At 72.1% G+C, this 20,709-nt stretch carries 16 protein-coding genes; 13 read left to right on the forward strand and 3 right to left on the reverse strand.

The genetic code is table 11. The features are described from left to right. Positions 1–121: 121 nt before the first annotated feature. The gene (locus ACFQVC_RS36645) at positions 122–913 is read right to left on the reverse strand and encodes a hypothetical protein (RefSeq protein ID WP_381838926.1); all 792 of its coding nucleotides are present in this window, start codon (positions 911–913) and stop codon (positions 122–124) included. Positions 914–1,122: 209 nt separating this feature from the next. Here ACFQVC_RS36645 and ACFQVC_RS36650 point away from each other — a divergent pair, with 209 nt between their 5' ends. The 4 genes from ACFQVC_RS36650 (at position 1,123) to ACFQVC_RS36665 (ending at position 5,637) form a co-directional block, all read left to right on the forward strand. Continuing rightward, positions 1,123–2,112 (forward strand): NAD-dependent epimerase/dehydratase family protein, encoded by a 990-nt coding sequence (locus ACFQVC_RS36650; RefSeq protein WP_381838928.1) that lies wholly within the window; start codon positions 1,123–1,125, stop codon positions 2,110–2,112. Positions 2,113–2,244: 132 nt separating this feature from the next. Then, entirely contained in the window at positions 2,245–3,513 is a 1,269-nt protein-coding gene (locus tag ACFQVC_RS36655; RefSeq protein ID WP_381838930.1) for a sensor histidine kinase, read from the forward strand. Then, complete coding sequence (locus ACFQVC_RS36660; RefSeq protein ID WP_381838932.1) at positions 3,498–4,148, forward strand: response regulator transcription factor; 651 nt, start codon at positions 3,498–3,500, stop codon at positions 4,146–4,148. The genes ACFQVC_RS36655 and ACFQVC_RS36660 overlap by 16 nt, the downstream gene beginning before the upstream one ends. 64 nt (positions 4,149–4,212) lie before the next feature. Beyond that, on the forward strand, positions 4,213–5,637 hold the full coding sequence (locus ACFQVC_RS36665; protein ID WP_381838934.1) for a DUF1996 domain-containing protein: 1,425 nt from the start codon (positions 4,213–4,215) through the stop codon (positions 5,635–5,637). A gap of 47 nt (positions 5,638–5,684) precedes the next feature. On the opposite strand, the gene ACFQVC_RS36670 is transcribed toward ACFQVC_RS36665, so the two are convergent. Continuing rightward, on the reverse strand, positions 5,685–6,119 hold the full coding sequence (locus ACFQVC_RS36670; RefSeq protein WP_381838936.1) for a hypothetical protein: 435 nt from the start codon (positions 6,117–6,119) through the stop codon (positions 5,685–5,687). 114 nt (positions 6,120–6,233) lie between these two features. Here ACFQVC_RS36670 and ACFQVC_RS36675 point away from each other — a divergent pair, with 114 nt between their 5' ends. The 6 genes from ACFQVC_RS36675 (at position 6,234) to ACFQVC_RS36700 (ending at position 15,053) form a co-directional block, all read left to right on the forward strand. After that, positions 6,234–9,359: an alpha-N-acetylglucosaminidase gene (locus ACFQVC_RS36675; RefSeq protein WP_381838938.1), complete on the forward strand. Its 3,126-nt coding sequence runs from the start codon at positions 6,234–6,236 to the stop codon at positions 9,357–9,359. 260 nt (positions 9,360–9,619) lie between these two features. Further along, complete coding sequence (locus ACFQVC_RS36680; protein ID WP_381838940.1) at positions 9,620–11,554, forward strand: hypothetical protein; 1,935 nt, start codon at positions 9,620–9,622, stop codon at positions 11,552–11,554. A 90-nt stretch (positions 11,555–11,644) separates the two neighbouring features. Beyond that, on the forward strand, positions 11,645–12,577 hold the full coding sequence (locus tag ACFQVC_RS36685; protein ID WP_381838941.1) for a metal-dependent hydrolase: 933 nt from the start codon (positions 11,645–11,647) through the stop codon (positions 12,575–12,577). 1 nt (position 12,578) lies between these two features. Continuing rightward, a complete protein-coding gene (locus ACFQVC_RS36690) occupies positions 12,579–13,655 on the forward strand; it encodes a PDR/VanB family oxidoreductase (RefSeq protein ID WP_381838943.1) in 1,077 nt (358 codons plus the stop codon). A gap of 114 nt (positions 13,656–13,769) precedes the next feature. Beyond that, entirely contained in the window at positions 13,770–14,468 is a 699-nt protein-coding gene (locus tag ACFQVC_RS36695) for a TetR/AcrR family transcriptional regulator (protein WP_381838945.1), read from the forward strand. Positions 14,469–14,531: 63 nt separating this feature from the next. Then, complete coding sequence (locus ACFQVC_RS36700) at positions 14,532–15,053, forward strand: GNAT family N-acetyltransferase (RefSeq protein WP_381838947.1); 522 nt, start codon at positions 14,532–14,534, stop codon at positions 15,051–15,053. A 38-nt stretch (positions 15,054–15,091) separates the two neighbouring features. On the opposite strand, the gene ACFQVC_RS36705 is transcribed toward ACFQVC_RS36700, so the two are convergent. Beyond that, positions 15,092–16,723, reverse strand: a complete 1,632-nt coding sequence (locus ACFQVC_RS36705) for a SpoIIE family protein phosphatase (protein ID WP_381838949.1) — start codon at positions 16,721–16,723, stop codon at positions 15,092–15,094. 322 nt (positions 16,724–17,045) lie between these two features. Here ACFQVC_RS36705 and ACFQVC_RS36710 point away from each other — a divergent pair, with 322 nt between their 5' ends. From ACFQVC_RS36710 to ACFQVC_RS36720, 3 genes are all read left to right on the forward strand, one after another. Then, the gene (locus ACFQVC_RS36710) at positions 17,046–18,653 is read left to right on the forward strand and encodes a glycoside hydrolase family 13 protein (RefSeq protein ID WP_381838951.1); all 1,608 of its coding nucleotides are present in this window, start codon (positions 17,046–17,048) and stop codon (positions 18,651–18,653) included. Between the two features lie 25 nt (positions 18,654–18,678). Then, on the forward strand, positions 18,679–19,704 hold the full coding sequence (locus ACFQVC_RS36715; protein WP_381838952.1) for a LacI family DNA-binding transcriptional regulator: 1,026 nt from the start codon (positions 18,679–18,681) through the stop codon (positions 19,702–19,704). Between the two features lie 93 nt (positions 19,705–19,797). Continuing rightward, complete coding sequence (locus ACFQVC_RS36720) at positions 19,798–20,682, forward strand: phosphatase PAP2 family protein (RefSeq protein WP_381838954.1); 885 nt, start codon at positions 19,798–19,800, stop codon at positions 20,680–20,682. Positions 20,683–20,709 lie beyond the last annotated feature (27 nt).

The following is a 20,709-nucleotide window of genomic DNA, read 5'->3' on the forward strand; positions in this document are numbered from 1 at the left end:
CCACGGCGTCGGCTCGAACCTCGAAGGGTCGCGAAGCCCCAAAGGGTCGCGAAGGTCCCGAAGGGTCGTAAAGGTCCCGAAGAGCCGCGAAGGGCTCTGGATCCGGGAGGTCCCGGAGGGCTCAGGCCGCCGTGGGTGCGTAACGGTGAAGGAGCACCACGGCGGGCGGGCCGCGCCGGGTCACGGCGTACGCCAGTGCGGCGGCACGCGGCCGGGCAGAGCGTGGCCGGCGCCGCGGCCGCCGCACGGTGCGCGCCGCCTCGGGCAGCCGCACCACCGTGAGCAGCAGCCGCAGCGGCGTGAAGGCCAGTGCGCCGAGCGCGGCGACGAGCTGGAAGAACGCCGCTTCGCCACGCGCCAGCCACAGGGCGCAGACCAGGGCGGCGACGAGGTGCGCGGCGAGCATGCCGGCGGAGCTGTGGCCCGCGAGAAGGCTCATCAGGGCGTCGTCGTCCGCCATGGACGGTGCGGCGGTGGTGTGCCCGGACATCGCGGTGGAGTGTTCGTACGCGGCGGTGGTGTGCCCGGACATCGCGCCGGTGTGCTCGTACGCCATCGCGCCGCCGTGCGGCATGGAGGCACCGTCGTGCGGCGTGGGCCCATGGGACATCACGCTGCCCTGGTGCGCCGCCGCACCGTGCGCCGCGGCACCGGCGTGCGACTGCGACCCCGCGAAGATCAGGTGCAGAGCGCCTTGTACCGCGAGGAGTCCGGCCGCTATCGACGGAACGCCGCGACGGCTTCCGCCCACGCACCAGGCGAGGCCCGCCGTGATGCCGAATGCCCCCAAGAGGGCACCGAACGGGATGTCATGGCCGGACATGTACGAATGCCCCAACGCCGCCAGTGCGACGCACACCGCCGCGAAGAGCGCGGCCCGAAAGGCGCGCAGCGGCGACCGGGCATCCGTCATGGCCGCACATCGTGCCATCCCCGCGGCCGGCGGGAAACGGTGGGGGCAATTCCAGTTCAAGCCGCGGCACCGGTGTCCGTCCCGGTTCCCGTTCCTGGTCCCGTCCGGTTCCCGTTGCTGGTCCCGCCCGGTTCCCGTTCCTGGTCCCCGTTCTTCTGGTAGCAGAACCGTATTCCGCCGCGGCCCGCCCAGAGGGCAGAGTCGGCGTCATGAATCTCCTGATCCTCGGCGGTACGGAATTCGTCGGCCGCGCCGTCGCAGAGGCGGGCGTCCGGCGGGGCGCGGACGTCACCGTCTTCCACCGCGGCCGGCACGAACCACCGGCCGGTGTCCGCTCGCTGCACGGCGACCGCACCGCTCCCGACGGACTCGCGGCCCTGGCCGACGGCGAGTGGGACGTGGTCGTCGACACCTGGTCGGCGGCGCCGCGCGTCATACGCGAAAGCGCCCGGCTGCTCGCGGAGCGGGCCGGCCGCTATGTCTACGTGTCCAGCGGCTCGGTCTACACCTGGGCTCCTCCGGCCGGATTCGACGAGAGCGCGGAGCTGACGGACGGGGCGGCCGACGCCGAGCAGAGCACGTATGCGCAGGACAAGCGGGGCGGGGAGCTGGCGGTCCTGGAGTCCTTCGGTGCGGAGCGCTCACTGCTCGCCCGTGCGGGCCTGATCATCGGGCCGTACGAGAACATCGGGCGGCTGCCCTGGTGGCTCACCCGTACGGCCCGCGGCGGCCCCGTCCTCGCGCCCGGTCCGCGGGAGCTGCCGCTGCAGTTCGTCGACGTGCGCGACCTCGCGGAGTGGATCCTGGACGCCGCCGGGGCCGAAGCCGGCGGGCCGTACAACGTCCTCGCCCCGCGCGGCCACACCACCGTCGGAGAACTCCTGGAGGCCTGCGTGCGGGTCACCGGAGGCACGGCGGAGCTGCGCTGGACCTCGCCCGACGAGATCGCCGCCGCGGGCATCGAGCCGTGGACGCAGCTGCCGATCTGGGTACCGCCGGGCACCGATATGCACGACGCCCTGCACGGGGCCGATGTGTCCAAGGTCCTCGCGGCCGGTCTGCGCTGCCGTCCGGCCGAGGAGACGGTGGCCGACACCTGGGCCTGGCTGCGGTCGATCGGCGGCGTGGCACCACAGCGGCCCGACCGCCCGGCGGTGGGGCTCGACCCGGCGGTGGAGGCGAAGGTCCTGGGCATCTGACGCCCGCGCCGTCCTCGCCGGCGTCCGACGCCTCGGGTGGTGCTGGATACACCCTCGGCCCTGGGCGGAGCCCCATGTCCCGCGGGCCCTTCACCGGGGAGACTGGGAGTCACGGCACGGCGAGGAGGACACATGGACGGCATACAAGCCCGGCTGCGGGCGGCCGCGGCAGCCGGAGGGCGGGGGCTCGTGCTCGCCGTGGTCTCGCTCGTCGGCTCGCTGCTCCTCTTCGTGCTCTCCGTCCTGTCCCTCGTCTTCGTCGTGCTCGGCGTGGGGCTCCTGACCACTCCCCCCGTCCTGCGCCTGGTGCAGGAGCAGGCCAACCGGCGGCGGCTGCTCGCCGCCGAGTGGTCGGACGTGCGGATCTCCGCGTCCTACCGCCCGTTCCCCGCCGATCTGCGCTCCGGCCTCCCCGGGCAGGTGCAGCGCTGCTCGCTGCTCCTGAAGGACCCGGCGACCTGGCGTGACCTCCTCTGGCTGCCCGTGGACATGATCTTCGGGTTCGCCACCGCGGTGCTGACCGCGGCGCTCCTGCTCTACCCCCTGGAAGGGCTCGCGCTCGCCGCCGGCCTGTGGCGGGTCTTCGAAGGGGGCGGCTACTGGTACGGCTTCGTTCCCATCAGCGGCCAGGGATCCGGGTTCGCCGCCGCCGCGCTCGGACTCGTCATCCTCGCCGTGGGTCTCTACGCGGCACCGCTGGTCCTGCGGGCCCACTTCCTGATCGCCAAGTCGGTGCTCGCGCCCGGACGTGACGCCGAACTGGCCCGCCGTATCGACCACTTGACGGAGACCCGGCACGAAGCGGTCGACGCGTCGGCGGCCGAACTGCGCCGTATCGAACGCGATCTGCACGACGGCGCGCAGGCCCGCCTGGTCGCCATGGGCATGGATCTCGGCACCGTGGAAGCCCTGATCGAGCGGAACCCCGCCCAGGCCAAGGTGCTGCTCGCACAGGCCCGTAAGTCCTCCGCCGAGGCCCTGACCGAGCTGCGCGACCTGGTGCGCGGCATCCACCCGCCGGTGCTCGCCGAGCGCGGGCTCGGAGACGCGGTGAAGGCCCTGGTGCTTCGCCTTCCGCTGCGTACCGACGTCGACGCGGAGCTGCCGGGGCGGCTCGGGGCGTCGGTGGAGTCGGCGGCGTACTTCGCGATCAGCGAGCTCCTCACCAACGCCGTGAAGCACGCGGAGGCCGACCGGGTGTGGGTGGATCTGCGGTACGCCGACGGCTCGCTGCGGATCGCCGTGACCGACGACGGCCGCGGCGGTGCGCGCATCGGCGCGGGTTCGGGGCTGAGCGGCCTCGAACGGCGACTCGGTACATTCGACGGCGTCCTGGCCGTCAGCAGCCCGGCGGGCGGCCCGACCATGGTGACGATGGAGATCCCTTGCGAGTTGTCCTAGCCGAAGATCTCTTCCTGCTCCGCGACGGACTGGTACGGATGCTGGAGGCATTCGACTTCGAGATCGCGGCCGCCGTGGAGAGCGGGCCCGAACTCACCAAGGCGCTGGCCGAGTTGCGGCCCGACGTGGCCGTCGTCGACGTACGCCTGCCGCCTTCGCACACCGACGAGGGGCTGCAGTGCGCGCTCGCGGCCCGCAGGGAAAGGCCCGGGCTCCCGGTGCTCGTGCTCTCCCAGCACGTGGAGCAGCTGTACGCGCGCGAGCTGCTCGCCGACGGCAACGGCGCGGTCGGCTATCTGCTCAAGGACCGGGTCTTCGAGGCGGATCAGTTCATCGACGCGGTACGCCGGGTCGCCGCGGGCGGCACCGCGATGGACCCGCAGGTCATTCAGCAGCTGCTCTCGCGGCGCGCGGCGGACAAACCGCTCGGCGGGCTCACCCCGCGCGAGCTCGAAGTGCTCGAACTGATGGCGCAGGGGCGGTCCAACGCGGCCATCGCGGGCCAGTTGTTCGTCACCGAGCGCGCGGTCGCCAAGCACACCTCCAATATCTTCGCCAAGCTCGATCTCCCGGTCTCCGACGACGACAACCGCCGGGTGCTCGCGGTCATCGCCTATCTCGACCAGGGACGCTGAAGATTCTCCGGGGGAATCACGGGCCGCATTGAACGGAGTGGTCTCGTGTTGCGTACGTAATCCCATGGGACGCACCTCACGAAAACGATCGACGCCGGCCGGCCGGGCGATAGCCGCCTCGGCCGCCTTGATCCTCGGTGCCGGCGGGCTTGCCGTGCTGAACGGCAACGCCTCCGCGGGCGAGGGCGACGACCGGCCCACTGCTCCGGTCATGGCCACCATCGACTGCCCGGAAGTGGGCAATGAGCTCCAGGAGGTCCCGGAGAGCGCCCGTTCCCGGGTCGACTCCGAACTCGCGGCCCTCGACGGGCAGATCACCGCGGCGTACGAGCGGCTGGCCGAGGACCGGAGCCAGGACCCGGCCGCCCTGCTCGGCTCGCTCGAGGAGCAGCGCCGCGCCTCCATCGGCACCGTCATCGGCGCCATCGAGCAGTCCGGCGGCACCGCCCCGGAGAACCTGGACAGCCTGGCGCCCTGCACGGCACGCGCGAGCGGCCAGGAGGACGGCCGGGAAGGCGACCAGGACGGCGGTCCTGAGGGTGGCCAGGAGGGCGGGGACGCCGAAGAGGGCACGGAGGACGGGGGCAACGGCGGCCAGGCCGGGAACGGCCCCGCCGCCGATGACTTCGTCGACATCGAATCCGTACGGCCGAATGTGAATCTCCCGCGCAATCAACGCGGCGCCTCCCGCGGCACGTTCACCACGAAATGCGGCACGAACGAGAACGGCAAACGCAATCCGGACAATGTCATCGTCGCGCCGGGTGTCAGCAATGGCGCGCACCATATGCACGACTACGTGGGAAATCAGGCCAACGACGCTTTCGCGAGCGATGACGATCTCGCGGCCGGCGCCACCACCTGCCGTAACCAGGGCGACCGTTCGACCTATTACTGGCCGGTCCTGCGCGTGCAGAACGGCACGGACGAGCAGGACGCCGGGGCCGACGGCGGCGGCAAGGACCAGAACGTCGGCGAGATCAGGACACCGGCCACCGTGAGCCTGAAGTTCGTGGGCAGCCCGGTCGGCAAGGTCGTGGAGATGCCGCGCTTCCTGCGGGTCATCACCGGTGACGCGAAGGCCTTCACCAATGGTGACGCGAACGCCAACGCGTCCTGGAGCTGCACCGGTTTCGAGAACCGCCAGCTGGCGGACAAGTACCCGCTGTGCCCCGCGGGCAGCAGCGTCGTGCGGACGTTCCGCTTCCAGAGCTGCTGGGACGGCCGGAACACCGACAGCGCCAACCACCGTACGCATGTGGCGTTCGCCGACCGCAACGGCCGCTGCCCGCAAGGGTTCCGGGCCATTCCGCAACTGGTGCAGCGGATCGTCTACGACGTGGCGCCCGAGCCGAACTTCGCGGTCGACTCCTTCCCCGAGCAGCTGCACAAGCCGGTCACCGACCACGGTGACTTCATCAACGTCTTCGACGAGCGCCTGATGGACCGGGTGGTCCGCTGCATCAACCGCGGCGACCGCTGCCGCTGAGCCCCACCCCCTCCCCCCTGGCCCCTTCCCCCCCAGCTGCTGCGCGGTCAGCTCGCGTGGTGACCTGAGTGGTGATCCTCCTCGTTCCCCCTGCCACCACTGTTTCCCGAGTGGTGCGAGGAGACCCTCACGGTCCCGCCGAGCCGGCCGCGCAGCTTTTCCAGGAGCGCCTTCTCGCCGACGACGACCCACTTGCGCCCGACCAGATAGCTGCCGCCGTAGTCGTCGGCCTCATCGAGCCATTCGGCCCGGCCGCGGTCGGTGGCGAAGGTCGCCAGGACATAACCACCGCTCTTCGCCCCGCACTTGGCCTGGCGGATCTCGTGCGCGTCAGTCTGGATGTCCGGCGTACAGCCGGCCCGCGCCGCGAGTTCCTCCAAGGTCCCCGTGGCCGTCCCGGGCATCTCGTCGCCCCCGCCGCCGCAGGCCGCCAGGGCGAGTACCGCCGCACCCGCCGCCCATACCGGCCGAATCCACCTCATCGTTTGCTCCTTTCCCGTCCGGCGACGCGAACGCGCCAGCTCCGCAGGCACCGTTGAGCACCGCCGACTGTCCGGTTAGCGTGCGCCGCACAAGACGACAGAGGGGGGCACCACATGACCGGTCCGTCACGTCGCAGACTCCTGGGGACAGCCGGCGCCGTAGGCGTCGGCTCCGTCCTCGGCACCGCCGTCCCGTCCTTCGCCGTGGGACGGCCCGTTCAGGACCCCGCGCAGGACCCCGTGCAGGACCCCGCCTTCGATACGGATGCCGTGCGCTCAGCGCTCAACCGGCTGCTCCCGGACCACGCGGACCAGTTCACCCTCAAGCCGCTGCCGGGCCAGGGCGACCGCTTCCGTGTCACCGGCTCCACCGGCCGCATCACGGTCGCGGGCACCGGCCCGCTCGCCGTACTCACCGGTGTGCACTGGTATCTGAAGTACGTCTGCGGGGCGCACATCTCCTGGTCGGGCTCCCAGCTGGATCTGCCCGAGCGCCTTCCCTCGCCCGGCAAACGCCTGGAGCGGGCGGCCACGGTGCCGCACCGGTTCGCCTTCAACGACACCCACGACGGCTACACCGCCCCGTACGCCGACTGGGCCCGCTGGGAGCGGCTCATCGACGTCCTGGCGCTGCACGGCTGCAACGAGGTGCTGATCACCTCCGGCCAGGAGGCCGTCTACCACCGGCTGCTGCAGGACTTCGGCTACTCCGACACCGAGGCCCGCACCTGGCTGCCCGCACCCTCGCACCAGCCGTGGTGGCTACTGCAGAACATGAGCGCGTACGGCGGGCCGATGAGCCCCGAACTCATCGCCAAACGAACCGAGTTGGGCCGCAGGATCTGCGACCGGCTGCGCGAGCTCGGCATGAAGCCGGTGCTCCCCGGCTACTTCGGCACCGTCCCCGACGGCTTCGCCGCCCGCAACCCGGGCGCACGGACGATCCCGCAGGGCGACTGGGCGGGCCTGAAGCGCCCGGACTGGCTGGACCCGCGCACCGAGTCCTTCGCCCAGGTGGCGGCGGCCTTCTACCGTCACCAGGCCGAACTCTTCGGCGCCATCGACCTGTTCAAGATGGACCTCCTGCACGAGGGCGGATCGGCCGGCGACGTGCCGGTGCCGGAGGCGGCCCGCGCCGTCGAACGCGCCCTGCAGACGGCGCGGCCCGGCGCGATCTGGACGATCCTCGGCTGGCAGGAGAATCCGCGCCGCGATCTGATCGACGCCCTGGACAAGAAGCACCTCCTGGTCGTCGACGGCCTGTCCGACCTGGAGACCGTCACCGACCGCGAGAAGGACTGGGGCGGCGCGCCCTACGCCTTCGGCACCATCCCCAACTTCGGCGGCCGCACCACCATCGGCGCCAAGACCCATATGTGGACCGAGCGGTTCACGGTGTGGCGGGACAAGCAGGGCTCGACGCTCGCGGGCACCGCGTACATGCCGGAGGCCGCCGAGCGCGACCCGGCCGCCCTTGAGCTGTTCACCGAACTGGCCTGGCGCGAGGAGGCGGTCGACCGCGCCGAGTGGTTCGCGCAGTACGCCGATCTTCGCTACGGCGGCCGGGACCGCAACGCCCGGGAGGCGATGGCGGCGCTCCGCGACACCGCGTACAAGATCACGAGCAGGGACGGCCGCCCGCACGACTCGATCTTCGCCGCGCGGCCGAGCCTGTCCGCCAACTCCGGTACGTACTACGCCACGCACACCCCGGCCTTCTCACCCGGCGACTTCGACAAGGCCTTCGCCGCGCTGCTCGGGGTGCGGACACCGCTGCGCCGCTCGGACGCCTACCGCTACGACCTCACCGACCTGGCACGCCAGGCCCTCGCCAACCGCTCCTGGCAGCTGATCCCGCAGATGAAGGCGGCTTACGGCAGGAAGGACCTGGACACCTTCCGCGCCCTGAACCGGCTGTGGCTGCAGCTGATGCAGCTCAGCGAGGACGTCACGGGGGCGCACCGCGCCTTCCTGCTCGGCCCCTGGCTCGACGACGCCAGGCGGATGGCGTCGTCGGCCGACGAGGAGGCCCAACTGGAGCGCACCGCGCGGGTGTTGATCACCACATGGGCCGACAAGGTCACCGCGGACGGCGGGCGCCTCGCCAACTACGCCAACCGCGACTGGCAGGGCCTGATCGGGGACTTCCATCTGCCGCAGTGGAAGCTGTACCTGGACGAGCTGGAGGACGCCCTGGCGGCGGGCCGCGATCCGCGTACCTTCGACTGGTACACCATCGAGGAGCCCTGGACCCGCGAGCGCAAGGCCTACCCGCTGCGGCCGCTCAACGACCCCTACCGCACGGCCAAGCGCGCCCACGACGTCCTGGCCGCCGCCCCCTACCAGGGCACCGTCACCGTCTCCGCCGAGCCGCCCGCCTTCCCGCCCGGCGGGCACGCGCGCGTGCGGGCGGTTTTCACCAACGTCAACGGGCTGCGCGCCACCGGCCGCGTGGACTTCGCGCTCACCGGCCTCGACGCCGAGCCCGAGGGCCCCACATCACTGCCGTCGGTGCCCGCGGCCGGTACGGGCACGGTCAGCTGGCGCGCCAAGGCCCCCGACGAGCCGCTGACAAGCCCGCTCAAGCCGCTCCCTTACGAACTGAGCGTCCAGTACGGGCCACAGGGCGAGGCCCGCGTCACCACGGTCCTCAAGGACAGCCTCTACGTCGCGGGGCCGCTCGACTCCGCCTGGAAGACCTACACCAACAACGGCGCCGTCTTCGGGCAGCTGGGCGAGCGGTACGCGATCAACGGCGGCGGCCAGGACCTGTGGCGGGCCACGAGCGAGTTCGGCACGGCGTATCGCGAGGGCGCGCTCAGGGACGGGGTCTCGGTGACGGTACGCGTGGCCGCCCAGGCCGCCACGGGCCCCTGGGCCCGCGCCGGCATCATCGCCCGCAACTCCCTCACCACGCCCGGCTCCCCGGGCTTCCTCAACCTGTCCGTCACCCCCGCCAACGGCGTCGTGCTCTCCTACGACACCAACGGCGACGGCACCCTGGACACGTACAAGCGCATCACCGGCATCAAGGCCCCGGTACTCCTGCGCCTCACCCGCACGTCCGGAACCTTCCGCGGCGAGTGCTCCACGGACGACGGCACCAGTTGGCAAACGGTCGCGACAATACCCGTCCCCGGAGCCGCGCCCACCCAGGACGTCGGCATCTTCATGACGGCCACGCATGGAGGGAGCGGGGCACGGGGCACGGTGGAATTCAGCGGGTTCGGCATCCAATGAGGGGCCAGCAAATTCAGCACCGGCTCAAACCCAGCCCCTCGGGCACTTGAGGAGCGGGGTCAGCAAATCAGCCCCTCCGGCACTTGAGGAGCGGGGTCCGGGGCAGAGCCCCGTGTCCTCAGCGCCGACTGGGCGAGCCATACCAGAACGGGGTCCGGGGCAGAGCCCCGCGACCCCGGCCCGGGCTGGGCGAGCCAGAAGACGCGCGGGTCCAACCAGGGTTCTCGTGACCATCCGACGATTCGCTCGTTTTGCTGAACGTGAGTTCACCGGATGTCGCCACCCGCCCCGCCCCCGAACCCGGCTCCTCCCCCGTCGTCGACGTGGAGCAAGCCGAGGCCGCACTGGTCGAGCACTATCCGCGACTGGTGCGGCTCGGCTATCTGGTCCTGCCGCCGTCACTCGGCCGCAACCGCCGCGTGCTGACCGCGCACTCGATCACCCAGCGCGCGCTGCCCCGCGGCCGCACCGCCGGTGACCGCGCCGTCATCCCGGCCCAGCGCGGCACCGAGGGGCGCAACGGCGACCCGGGATACGGATATGTGCGTCTCAGGGTGCTGCGCAGCGCCCTGGAGGCCGGGCTCCCGCTGAAGCGCAAGGCCTGGCCCAAGCGCTCCCAGCTGCCGCCGCTGCTGCCGCAGGTCTGGGGCCTCAGGCTGTTCCCGCGCTCCGGCGGCGCCGATGAACTCGCCCTGGACCAGCGCCTTTCCGCCCTCGGCGGCCCGGCACGCGCCGCGTACGTCCTGCGCGGCCTGGAGCGCCTCCCGGACGCGGAGGTGCGCAAGGTGCTCGCCGCGGCCGGGGTGGAGGACCCGCACGCGGCGCTCGCGGAGGCGGACGGCGTCCCCATGGAGCACGGCCTGCTCGACTCCCCCGAGTTCGACCCCTGCTCGCTGCAGGCCAGGCCCACCGACCTGATGCGGCGCAGGCAGCACACCAGGGCCGCACTCGCCGCGGCGGCCGCGGCCCTGGTGTGCGGCGCGCTCCTCGGTCTGCCCGGTGACGGCTGGGGTCCGGACGGCGCGGCGGCACCGCCGTACGCGAAGAACCCGGCGGCCGAAGCCGCCCTGGACCCGGGCAAGTTGACCCGCGCGGCACCTCAGACGTGGCAGCGCTCGGCGCGCACCGACTTCTCCGTGTGGCCCGCGCGTGGCTCCCTCACCGGCGACCGCGAACTGCTGCGCAGGGCACTCGCGGTGTGGGCGCGGCCGGGCGAATCGGTGCAGGTCTCGGCCACCCCCGGCACCCCCGCGGGCGCACCCCCGGGCCCGGCCCAGCTGCTGTACGCGGGCGAGGTCGACGAGGCCCGGGTCGTCCTGCTCCACGACGGCCTGCGCATCGTGCGGTACGCGGAACCCCGGGACGGCGAGGGCGGCGCCGCCCTCGACTTCGCGCGCGTGGACGGCGCGGAGGCCGGTTCGTCGAGCGCGGTGGTGGTGGACCGCGTTGACGGCAACGTCCGTTATCTGACGGCACCTTGGGTGCGGGACGCCGCGGTGCGCGACCTCCTCAAGCCCGCCGACGGACCGCGCACGCTGCGCCGCTCCAAGGACGGGGTGACCGATCCGCTGCCCACCGCCGCGTCCGCCACGATCTGCAATTCGGTCTCCTCCCTCGAACTGCGCGACGCGGGCGGCACCCGGCTCCTCACCGACCTCGGCGAGCTCACCCCCGCGCATCTGACCGCCGGACGCCCGGACGCGCCGCGTGAGGTCTCCGGGCAGTCGGCGCGGGCGAGTTGGGCCCGTACGGCCTGTCTGCTGCCCGCGGTGCGCTCGCACGGCGTACGGTCCGTGAACTCCTGGGCGTTCGCGAACCAGCGCCTGCCCGAGTCCAACGGCACCGCCACCTGGGTGTGCACCCGCGCCGAGACCTGGCGTGGCGGCGGCAGCCGGGTCCTCGCGCAGTTCCAGGCGCCGGGCAAGCGGACCGGCGCCATCGCCGCCAAGGCACAGGACTCACCGGCCTGCGGGGTGCGTGAGCCGCGGGTGCTCGCGGGGGTGCTGTGGAAGTCACGCGCGGGCAGCTGGCATGTCCTCGCGGCGGGCAGCAAGGACATCACCTCGGTGACCGCGACCGGCGGCGCCCCGGGCTCCGCGCGCGGGAACGTCCTCGACGCTCCGGCGAAGAAGGGCGCGCGGGCGGAGCTCACGGGCAAGCTGGCCGACGGCACCTCGATCTCGTCACTCCGGTAGCCGCCCGCGCCGCGGACCCACCTGACCCCGGCGTAAGAAAGCTCAGTACAAGGGGTACACCCGAGCCGTACCCGTCAGTACATTGACGCCATGTCTAATACGCCGCAGGCCCGGGCGGCGGCCGCCCGGGCGCCCGAACCGATCGAGTCCGAGCGGATAGCGCTGAAGGCACGGAAGGTCTCCTTCTCCTGGGAGACGACTCCCCTCCACTGGATCCCGGAGGACCCCTTCACCACGCACACCATCAACGTCCTGCATCTGCTGCTTCCGGCGGGCGAGCGCTGGTTCGTGCACGTCTACAAGCAGGTGCTGCCGTACATCAAGGACGAGCAGCTGCGCGCGGACGTGATCGGCTTCATCGGCCAGGAGGCCATGCACTCGCAGGCGCACGACGAGGTGCTGCCGCATCTGCGCGAGCAGGGCCTCGACCCGACCCCGTACACCGCGCAGGTCGACTGGCTCTTCGAGAAGCTGCTCGGCGACCGCACCCTGCCGCCCGGCAAGGCCCGCAAGTGGTGGTTGATGGAGCGGGTGGCGATCATCGCGGCGATCGAGCACTACACCGCCTTCCTCGGCAACTGGGTGCTGAACGCGGACGAGTTGGACAAGCAGGGCGCCGATCCGACCATGCTGGATCTGCTGCGCTGGCACGGCGCCGAAGAGGTCGAGCACCGCTCGGTCGCCTTCGAGCTGTTCATGCATGTCGACGGCGGCTACGCCCGGCGCGTGCGCACCTGGGCCACCGCGTTCTCGGCCCTGGTCTTCCTGTGGCAGCGCGGCGCCCGCTTCTTCATGGAGAACGACCCGACGCTGACCGACGGCCGGGCGACCTGGCGCGACTTCCACTCCAAGGGCCGCCAGGGCGTGCTGCCGAGCACCGGCGCCATGGTGCGCTCCATCCCGCGCTACCTCCACCGCGCCTACCACCCCTCGCAGGAGGGTTCCACCGCGCAGGCCGTCGCCTACCTCGCGTCCTCGCCCGCCGCCCTCGCCGCCGAGGCCCGTGAGAAGGGTGCCGCCTGAGATGCCCCGGATCCGCACCGTCGTAGCCGTCACGGGAGCGGCGCTGCTCGCCAAGCGGGCCGTGCGCCGCCGTATCGAGCGCTCCCCGCTGTGGCCGATGCCCGCCCTGAGCCGGCCCATATCGGGGCGCCCGCGCGGGCGTGCCCAGCGTCTGACGGTCGCCGGGCGGACCACGCCCGCCGACGGCGTGGTCGAACTGCGCCTGGAGCGGCGCGACTTGGCGGGCGCCGCGGTGGAGCTGCCGGAGTGGGAGCCGGGCGCGCACCTCGATCTGGTGCTGCCGTCGGGCGCCGTGCGGCAGTACTCCCTGTGCGGCGACCCCGCGGACCGCACCTCCTACACCGTGGCGGCCCGGCTCATCGAGGACGGCCGCGGCGGCTCGCGCGAGGTGCACGAGCGGCTGAGCGAGGGCACGGAGGTCGAGGTCCGCGGCCCCAGGAACCGCTTCCCGCTGCGCTCTTCGCACGCGTACGTCTTCGTGGCGGGCGGCATCGGCATCACTCCGGTCCTGCCGATGCTTCGGGCCGCCGAGGCCGCGGGCGCGGAGTGGCGGCTCCTTTACGGGGGCCGGACGCGGGCCTCCATGCCGTTCCTGGAGGAGGTGGAGAAGCTCGGCGGTCCCGAGCGGGTGGCGGTGGTAGCGCAGGACGAGGACGGCCTGCCCGATCTGCCCGCGCTGTTCACCGGTCTGCCGCCTGCCGCCGCCGTCTACTGCTGTGGCCCCGAAGGCCTGATGGACGCGGTGGCCGCGGCCCTGCCCACGGGCAGCACCCTGCACCTGGAGCGGTTCACGCCCACGGCGTCCACCGAGGGCAACGAGCCGTTCGAGGTCGAACTGCGGCGCACCGGCACCACGGTGGCCGTTGCCGCCGACGAGACGGTGCTCACGGCGGTGCGCAGGGAGCTGCCGAACACCGCGTACTCCTGCGCGCAGGGCTTCTGCGGCACCTGCCAACAGCGGGTGGTGGAGGGCGAGATCGACCACAGGGACGAGTTGCTCACGGACGAGGAGCGCGCCGACTCGATGCTGATCTGTGTCTCACGGGCCCGCGGCCGGCGCATCGCTCTGGACCTGTGAGACCACCGTGAGCCCGCCGAGGGTCCGCTGCGACTCCGCTGTGAGTCCGCTGCGAACGGGCCCGGGTGGCACCTTCGGGGCGGTGAACGCACCAGGGCCCGTTAGGGTGTTCGTATGACAACCGGGGTGCGCCGCAGGATGGGGGTCGAGGAGCGGCGGCAGCAGCTGATCGCCGTCGCGCTCGAGCTGTTCAGCCACCGCTCCCCCGACGATGTGTCCATCGACGAGATAGCAGCCGCGGCGGGGATATCCCGGCCGCTGGTCTACCACTATTTCCCGGGCAAGCTGAGCCTGTACGAAGCGGCCCTGCGCAAGGCCGCGGAGGATCTGGCGGGCCGGTTCGTGGAGCCGCACGAAGGCCCGCTCGGGGCCCGGCTCCTGCGTGTGATGGGCCGCTTCTTCGACTTCGTGGACGAGCACGGGCCCGGCTTCTCGGCCCTGATGCGCGGCGGCCCCGCGGTCGGTTCGTCGGCGACCAACGCCCTGATCGACTCGGTCCGGCAGGCGGCGTACGAACAGATCCTCGCGCACCTGGGCATCACCGAGCCGCCCGCACGCCTCGAACTCGTGGTGCGCTCCTGGGTGTCGCTCGCCGAGTCCACGGCACTGATCTGGCTGGACGGCCGCCGCATCCCGCGCACCGAGCTGGAACTGCAACTGGTGCACGACTTCGCGGCACTCACGGCGGTGAGCGCGGCCTACGACACCGAGATGGCGGCCATCCTGCGCTCCGTCCTCGCGGCGGAACCCGCGGACGGCCCGTTCGGCGACCTCATGGAACGCCTGATCGCCCTGGCGCCGCAGGCGGACTGAACCCGGCGTGCGGGCTGAACCCGGCGTGCGTACGCCCGGACCCGCCCCCGCATAATGCCGACCATGAACGACCCCATGGACCTCGTGTTCCGGCTCGCCTCGGACTGTGACGGCGACCTCACCGCCCTCGTCGGCCTGTACGACGGCGCCGCCCGCTGGATGCTCGAACAGGGCGTCGACCAGTGGAAGCCCGGCGAGAAGGGCGCGGACCACTTCCGGCTCCGGATGAAGGAGGGCGAGGTCTGGCTCGCCGAGCACGAGCAGACGGTCGTGGGGGCCTGGGAGCTGTGGTGGGAGGACATCCCGGCGTGGGGCGTACGGGAGCCGGTCGCCGGATATGTCCACCGCCTGATGGTGTCCCGCGGCGCCCCCGCCGGCACCGGCCGTGCCCTGCTCGCCGCCGCCGAGGACCGGATCGCCGGGTGCGGCCGCACCTGGAGCCGCCTCGACTGTGTCTCGTCCAATCCCCGGCTGCGCGCGTACTACGAGTCGGCGGGCTACACCGTGGTCGGCGAGCAGCCGTTCAAGGAGGGCGCGGGCGGCAGCAGGTACGGCGTGACGCTCCTTGAGAAGCGGCTCGGCTGAAGAGGCTGAAGACCTCGGCGGAGGCCCGCCCGTACGCCTCAGAACGCCTCCTCCACGTCCTCCACGGGCTTGTCGTCCACGAGCCGCAGCGCCAACAGCGCGATGTCGTCCTCGCGTTCGTCCCCGAAGCAGCGCAGCAGCGTGTCGCAGAGGGCCGCCGTGCCCTTCGGCGCGTCCGCCGCGACCGTGCGGAGCTGTTCGAGGGAGACCGCCAGATCCGTGCCCCGGCTCTCGATCAGGCCGTCGGTGACCATGAGGAACCGGTCGCTGCGGGTGAGGAACAGCTCGGTCGGCGGCGGTGGGTCGAGACCGATACCGAGGAGCGGACCGGCCGCCGTGCTGAAGTCGGCCGTGCCCTCGTCCCGGATCACGAGGGGCGGGATATGGCCCGCGTTGGCGATCAGGGTGCGGCCGCTCCCGGGGGCGACCAGGGCCAGACACACCGTGGCCGTGGCCTCGGGGTGGTAGCGCCGCAGCATCCGGTCGAGACGGCCGACGAGCACGCGCGGGTCGGACTCGTCGACGCAGTAGGCCCGCAGGGCGTGCCGGATCTCCACCATGAGCGTCGCCGCGTCGAGGGAGTGCCCGACCACGTCGCCGACGCCGATCAGGATGCCGTCGGGGGTGTTGAGCGCGGCGTAGAAGTCGCCGCCGATCTCGGTGTGCCGTGAGGCGGGGGCGTACCGCACGACGACTTCGGTGCCGGGCAGCTCGGGCAGCCGCTTGGGCAGGAAGTTGTGCTGCAGCGTGAGAGCTATGTGCCGCTCCATCTCGTACATGAGCAGCGGCTCGGCGGCGAGCGCCGTGGCATGGGCGAGGCGACCGACCAACAGCCCTGTCTCGGTGGGCGCTTCGTGGTACGCGGGTGTCGCCAGGCACACCGGCCGCCTGCCGTCGCCGCCACGGGCGAGCACGAGCCGCGCGCCCTGCTCACCGGCGGCGCCGAAGTAACCGGGCGGCCACAGCGACGCGGGTACGACGGTGGTCTGTACGCCGGGCCGCCCGCTCCCCAGGGTGTTCATCAGCCGGGCCACGGCCTCGCGCGCCCCCGCGTCGGGCCCGGTCGCGGCGGCACGGTGCCGGGAGAGGCCGTACACCAGGCCGCCCTCGCCGAGCACGAACGCCGCCGCAGGGCCGCCGGTGAGCCGTGCGGCACCACCCGCGGCCGCGGTGGCCAGCTCCTGCGGGCAGCGCGCCGCCTGCACGGTGAGGACGGCCTCGGCAAGGAGCGTGAGCCGGCCCGCCTCCGCCTCGGCGACGCTGCGGCGCCTGGCCCCGCGGACCGCCGCGCGGACCACGGCCTGGATCTCCTCGGGTTCGGCGGGCACCGCGAAGTACGCCTCGGCGCCAGCGTCGAGGCCGCGCGAGCGGTCGCAGGGGCTGAGGGCGTTGGCGGAGAAGTGCACCACGGGGATGGTCGCGATGGGCTCAAGTGACTTGATGCGGCGGCACAGTTCGTAACCGCTCATGTCGGGCAGGCCGATGTCGACGAGCGCCACGTCGGGCAGGGCCCCGCTGCGCATCCGGACGTCCAGCTCGATCAGTGCTTCACCCGCGCTGGCGACAGGTACGACGCGGTGCCCTGCGCGGCGCAGGACGGCACCCATGGCGTACCGGTTGGCGGCGACGTCGTCGACCACGAGGACCGTGGTCTCACCTGTGACGTTCACTGGGGCCCCCTCGGGCGGGCAGCGTCGGCCGGCCCCCGCGCCGTTGCGGGCAAAGCCGTGCCGGCCCCCGCGCCGTTCACGCTAGCGCCTCGCTCCCCGCTCCGGGAGCGCCTCGGACACACCCCCCTCGGAACAGTGAACATGGGGCAACATCAGCCGCTGAAGCCCCTGTCAGGGATACGTTGTTGCCTTTACGCCGGTGAAGTGCGGCTCATCGGCGCAACCGCCGGACACGGTCCGCGTTGACTGGAGTGACACCGTTCTTACGCGTCTGCGGCCTCACCCGGGGGCCCGGCAGCTATCCGTGAAGGCATGCTCCCCTATGACCCAGGACATCGCGCCCGCCCACCGTGACCGTACGGACGCCCCCGGAGCGACCCGCTGGTGGCGGGACGCCGTCATCTACCAGGTGTACGTCCGCTCGTTCGCCGACAGCGACGGTGACGGCATCGGCGATCTGCGCGGCGTCCGCGACCGTCTGCCCTACCTGGCGCGGCTCGGTGTCGACGCCGTGTGGCTCACGCCGTTCTATGCCTCTCCGCAGGCCGACGGCGGCTATGACGTGGCCGACTACCGTGCCGTCGACCCGCTGTTCGGCGACCTCGATGACGCCGCCGAGCTGCTGCGCGAGGCACACCGGCTCGGCCTGCGCGTGATCGTCGACATCGTGCCCAACCACACATCCGACCAACACCCCTGGTTCCGTGCGGCGTTGGCGGGCGAAGGCCCCGAGCGGGAGCTCTACCACTTCCGCCCCGGACGCGGCACGGGCGGGGAACTGCCGCCCAATGACTGGGAGTCGGTGTTCGGCGGCCCCGCCTGGACCAGGACGCGCGACGGCGCCTGGTATCTGCATCTGTTCGCGCCCGAGCAGCCGGACCTCAACTGGGAACACCCCGATGTGCGCGCCGAGTTCGACTCGGTGCTGCGCTTCTGGCTCGACCTCGGGGTCGACGGCTTCCGTATCGATGTGGCGCACGGCATGGTCAAGGCGGCCGGGATGCCCGACATCGGCCGGCGCGAGCAGGCCAGGATGATCGGCGACCAGGTGCTGCCGTTCTTCGACCAGGACGGCGTCCACGAGATCCACCGCTGGTGGCGGGCGCTCCTCGACTCCTATGACGGCGACCGTATCGGCGTCGCCGAGGCCTGGGCCCCCACCCCTGAGCGTCTGGCCCTGTACGTCCGCCCCGACGAACTGCACCAGGCCTTCAACTTCCAGTTCCTGAACTGCCCTTGGGACGCGGCCGCGATGCGCGAGGTCATCGACGACTCGCTCAGGGCCACCACCTCCGTGGGCGCCCCCACCACCTGGGTGCTCTCCAACCATGACGTCGTACGCCATGTGACCCGCTACGGCGGCGGCGACACGGGGCTGCGCCGGGCCCGCGCGGCCGCGCTGCTGATGCTCGCCCTGCCCGGCTCGACGTACCTCTACCAGGGCGAGGAGCTCGGGCTTCCCGAGGTCGTGGATCTGCCGGACGAGGTGCGCCGGGACCCGGCGTTCTTCCGCGGTGCCGGGCAGGACGGGACGCGGGACGGCTGCCGGGTGCCGCTGCCGTGGTCCGGCGGGAGCGCCCCGTACGGCTTCGGTCCCGGCGGCTCCTGGCTGCCGCAGCCGGAGAGCTGGAAGGAGCTGAGCGTGACGGCGCAGTCCGGTGACCCGCGCTCGACCCTGGAGCTGTACCGCTCGGCGCTCGCCCTGCGCAGGGAGCTGCCGGGCCTGGGCGACGGCACGATGGAGTGGCTGCCGGCGCCGGAGGGGGTGCTCGCCTTCGCGCGCGAGGGATTCGTCTGCACCCTGAACACCCTGGCGGCGGAGGCCGAAGTACCGGTTCCGGGACGGCCGGTGCTTTCGACCGGGCCCGTGGAGTGCGCGGGCCCCACGGTGCGCGTACCGGCCGAGACGTGCGTCTGGTGGGCAGTCTGAGATCCGCCGGGTACAGTCCACACCCATGACCGCGAGGCTTGCCGACATCGCAGCCCAGGCGGGGGTCAGCGAGGCCACGGTCAGCAGGGTGCTGAACGGAAAGCCGGGCGTCGCCGCGACCACCCGCCAGTCCGTGCTCGCCGCACTCGACGTGCTCGGCTACGAGCGGCCCGTACGCCTGCGGCAGCGCAGCGCGGGCCTGGTCGGCCTGATCACGCCGGAGCTGGAGAACCCGATCTTCCCGGCGCTCGCGCAGGTCATCGGCCAGGCCCTGACCCGCCAGGGCTACACACCGGTGCTCGCCACCCAGACCCCGGGCGGCTCCACCGAGGACGAGCTGACCGAGATGCTGGTGGACCGCGGTGTCGCCGGGATCATCTTCGTCTCGGGTCTGCACGCCGACACCAGCGCCGACATGGAGCGCTACGAGCAGCTGCGCGCCCAGGGCGTGCCGTTCGTACTCGTGGACGGATTCTCGCCGAAGGTGCAGGCGCCGTTCATCTCCCCCGACGACCGCGCGGCGATGCAGCTCGCCGTCACCCACCTCGTCTCCCTGGGTCATACGGACATCGGCCTCGCCCTGGGCCCGAAGCGGTTCGTGCCCGTACAACGCAAGATCGAGGGCTTCGTACGCGCGATGCGGCAGCAGCTCGACCTGACCGACGACGAGATCTGCGACCGTTTCGTACAGCACTCGCTCTACACCCTGGAAGGCGGTCAGGCGGCGGCCGGCGCCCTCCTCGACCGCGGCTGCACGGCCGTCGTGTGCGCCAGCGACATGATGGCGCTCGGCGCGATCAGGGCGGCGCGGCAGCGCGGCCTCGAAGTGCCGGACGACATCTCGGTGGTGGGCTTCGACGACTCCCCGCTGATCGCGTTCACCGACCCGCCGCTGACCACGGTGCGCAAGCCGGTCCCGGCCATGGGCCAGGCGGCCGTCCGCACCCTCCTCGAGGAGATCGGCGGCACGCCCGCGCCGCACAGCGAGTTCGTGTTCATGCCGGAGCTGGTGGTACGCGGTTCAACCGCTTCCGCCCCTAGGGCGCGCTGACCCCGTAGATCGTCCTCAGGGCTGAGAGAATGCGCCGCGGACCCACCCAAGGGATGATCGGTCGAAGGTGGGAATCTGGCAGACTTCTTCTCCATGGGTGAGACGACTGTGAGCACATTGGAGGGCCGGACAGCGGCCGGCGCATCACCCATCGAGGGAGACGCCGAGACCCGTTCCGCCCGCTCTTTCGTGCAGCGTCTGCGCACTCCCCGGCGGCCCCGTCTTTGGTACGAGCTCGCCCTGATCGCGGTGAGCTACTGGCTGTACTCCCTCGTCCGCAACGCCGTCCCGGAGCAGAAGGCCGAGGCGATGCGGAACGCGGACTGGATCTGGCGGGCCGAGCACGCCATCGGCCTCGGCTTCGAGCAGAGCGTCAACCACGCCGTGAACTCGGTGACTTGGCTCATCGTCGGCATGAACTACTACTACGCGACGCTGCACTTCATCGTGACGATCGGCGTCCTGGTGTGGATCTACCGCCGCCACCCGGGACGGTACGCGGGCGTGCGCACCGCCCTGTTCGTGACGACGGGCATCGCCCTGGTCGGCTTCTACCTGTTCCCGCTGGCCCCGCCACGGCTGATGGAGGGTGGCGGCTTCGTCGACACGGTCCTGGTGCACCACACCTGGGGCTCGATGGCGTCCGGCGACCTGAAGCACATGACGAACCAGTACGCGGCGATGCCGTCGATGCACATCGGCTGGTCCCTGTGGTGCGGCCTGACGATCTTCGCGCTCGCCCGGGTGCCGTGGGTGCGGCTGCTCGGACTCCTGTACCCGGCGGCGACGCTCGTCGTGATCATCGCTACGGCCAACCACTTCTGGCTCGACGCGGTGGGCGGCGTCGTGTGCCTGACGGTGGGCTTCGGGTTCGCGGCCCTCTGGTACGGCGCGCTGCCCTACCGCCTGCCGCGGTGGGTGCCGGCGAAGCACGCCGCGCTGGCCCCACGCGCCGAGCCCCAGCTGCCCACGCCATAGCGCCGCCGCGCCTCGCGGGGCCGAGTA

Source organism: Streptomyces monticola, from assembly GCF_042665355.1.
Lineage (GTDB): Bacteria > Actinomycetota > Actinomycetes > Streptomycetales > Streptomycetaceae > Streptomyces > Streptomyces monticola.